3 protein-coding genes are annotated in these 2,724 nt (G+C 65.0%); 2 read left to right on the forward strand and 1 reads right to left on the reverse strand.

The annotated features are described in order from the left end of the window. Both EN994_RS25980 and xdhC read left to right on the forward strand, forming a co-directional pair. Nucleotides 1-586: molybdopterin cofactor-binding domain-containing protein (locus tag EN994_RS25980; protein WP_164746195.1), on the forward strand; the 586-nt coding region annotated here is incomplete at its 5' end. Between the two features lie 74 nt (nt 587-660). Then, nucleotides 661-1,542, forward strand: a complete 882-nt coding sequence (gene xdhC, locus EN994_RS25985) for a xanthine dehydrogenase accessory protein XdhC (protein ID WP_127307920.1) — start codon at nt 661-663, stop codon at nt 1,540-1,542. Between the two features lie 12 nt (nt 1,543-1,554). Here xdhC and EN994_RS25990 read toward each other — a convergent pair. Further along, a partial coding sequence (locus EN994_RS25990) for an LLM class flavin-dependent oxidoreductase (protein WP_164746196.1) occupies nt 1,555-2,724 on the reverse strand: 1,170 nt, incomplete at its 5' end.

The raw sequence follows: 2,724 nt of genomic DNA on the forward strand, positions 1-2,724 counted from the left end.
GGCCTATATGGCCCGCATCCAGCTGTCGGCGGCTGGTTTCTACAAGACGCCGAAAATCCACTGGAACCGCGACAAGGGCGAGGGCCGCCCCTTCTATTATTTCGCCTATGGCGCCTCGTGCTCGGAAGTCTCGGTCGACACGCTGACCGGCGAATACATGGTCGAGCGTACCGATATTCTCCATGACTGTGGCCGCTCGCTGAACCGGGCGATCGATATCGGCCAGATCGAAGGCGGCTTCATCCAGGGCATGGGCTGGCTGACGACGGAAGAACTGTGGTGGGACGCCAAGGGCCGGCTGCGCACGCATGCACCGTCGACCTACAAGATCCCGCTCGCCTCCGACCGGCCGAAGATCTTCAATGTCACCTTGGCCGACTGGCCGGAAGCCGGCGAGCCAACCATCCACCGCTCCAAGGCGGTCGGCGAGCCGCCGTTCCCGCTCGGCATGTCGGTGCTGCATGCGCTATCGGACGCGGTGGCCAGTGTCGCCGACAACAGGATCTGCCCGCGCCTCGATGCTCCGGCGACCCCGGAGCGGGTTCTGATGGCGATCGAGCGGCTGAAGAAAGAGGCCGGCGCCTGAATCCGGCCCCAGGGTCGGCAATGCGTGCAATCCGGGCCGAAAAAACCTATATTTCCCATTCGGGAACGTGAACCATGAACTCGAAAGTGCAAAGCCTGAAAGCCTTTCTCGCCAGCGCCGGTCGGGTTGCCGTGGTCGAAGTGGCCGGAACAAAAGGCTCGACGCCACGCGAGAAGGGCGCCTTCATGCTCGTCTCGCCGACGGCGATCTTTGGCACCATCGGCGGCGGTCAGCTCGAATATATGGCGATCGACAAGGCCAGGCAGATGTTGGGCAAAGAAGCCCGCATCGAGGTTGACGAAGTCTGCGCCACCCTAGACGTCCCGCTGGGTCCCGAGATCGGCCAATGCTGCGGCGGGCGCGTCGAAGTCTTGATCCCGCTCGTCGATGCTGCGCTTGCCGGCGACCTGGTTGCGGCCGCCGAAGCCGAAGAGGCGCACCTGCCGTACGTCTACATCTTCGGTGGCGGCCATGTCGGCCAGGCGCTGGCATCGGCGATCGCACTTCTTCCCGTGCACGGCGTCGTCATCGAGACGCGGGCCGAAGCACTGGAAGGCATGCCCGAAACCATCGAGACACGGCTGACAGCTATGCCGGAAGCGATGGTGCGGAATGCCCCCGCCGGCGCCGCCTTCGCCATCCTGACCCACGATCATGCGCTGGATTTCCTGATCGTCGCGGAAGCGCTGAAACGCGGTGACACCGCCTATGTCGGCATGATCGGCTCGAAGACGAAGAAAGCGACGTTCAGGACCTGGTTCCTGAAATCGGCGGACGGCAGCCAGGCCGAGTTTGCCCGCCTCGTCTCGCCAATTGGCGGCGACACCGTCAAGGACAAGCGCCCTCAGGTCATCGCGGCGCTGGCTGCGGCCGAGATCATGACGGCGTTGGTCAATCACAACGCAGCCTTAAATGCCGACCATCAAATTCCGCATGGCAAGGTGATGGCAAGCTAAGCTGCGCCGCAGCTAAACCGGCCGTTTCAAACCCAGATGGTCGCGCAGCGTGCGGCCCTGGTATTCCGTCCGGAACAGTCCGCGCCGCTGCAACTCCGGCACGACGAGCGTGGCAAAGGCATCGAGTTCCCCGGGGAAATATGAGGGCATGACGTTGAAACCGTCGGCCGCGCTACCCTCGAACCGCGCCTGCAGTTCGTCGGCGACTTGGGCCGCTGTGCCGACGATGCGCCAATGGCCCCGCGCGCCGGCAAAATGCCGGGCGAGCTGGCGGATGGAGAGGCCGTCGCGGCGCGATTGCTCGATGACCAGCGCTTGCCTGCTCTTCATCCCCTCGCTCTCCGGCAGTTCCGGCAGTGGCCCATCGATCGGATAGCGCCACAGATCGGAGATGCTGAGATAGCTGGACAGCAGCGCCACGCCGACATCGTCGGGGATCAGCTCCTGCAATTCCTCGTATTTTTCACGGGCCTCCGCTTCGGTCTCCGCCACCACCGGTGCGACGCCCGGCATGATCTTGATGTCGTCCGGCTCGCGCCCATAGGCCGCCAGACGTCCTTTGAGATCGTCATAGAAGGCCTTGGCTTCCTCGAAGGTCTGCGCCGCCGTGAACACCACATCGGCGGTGCGGGCGGCAAGGTCGCGGCCGACATCCGAGGCGCCGGCCTGAACCATCACCGGCGCGCCCTGCGGCGAGCGCGGCAGGTCGAGCGGATCGCGAACCGAAAAGCTCTGGCCGTTATGGCCGGAAGCCTTGCCGTGCCACAGGCCGGTCACCACCTCGGCGAACTCGCGCGCCCGTTCGTAGCGGTCGGCATGGGGCTTGAGGCCCGTCGCGCCGAAATTGGCTGCTTCGATGGGGCTGGCCGAGGTGACCAGATTCCAGCCGGCCCGGCCGCCGCTCAGATGGTCGATCGACAGGAAGGTTCGTGCCAGCCCATAGGGCTCGTTGTAGCTTGTCGACGCTGTCGAGACGAGGCCGATGCGGCTGGTCTGGACGGCGAGCGCCGAGAGCAGGCTGATCGGCGCGAAACCGAGCGAGCGCGACGTCTGGCTGGCAATGCCGAGATTGGCTTCACGCAGGCCGGCGGCGTCCTCGCAGAACACCATGTCGAACTTCGCCGCCTCCGCCGTGCGCGCCAGCTGGATGTAATGATCGATGTCTATGCCGGCGGGGACGGG

This window comes from Mesorhizobium sp. M7A.F.Ca.CA.002.09.1.1 (assembly GCF_003998555.1).
Lineage (GTDB): Bacteria > Pseudomonadota > Alphaproteobacteria > Rhizobiales > Rhizobiaceae > Mesorhizobium > Mesorhizobium ciceri.

Excerpts from the sequence above, each read along its gene's own strand:
- xdhC (WP_127307920.1), top strand. The coding sequence starts at position 661 with ATGAACTCGAAAGTGCAAAGCCTGAAAGCCTTTCTCGCCAGCGCCGGT.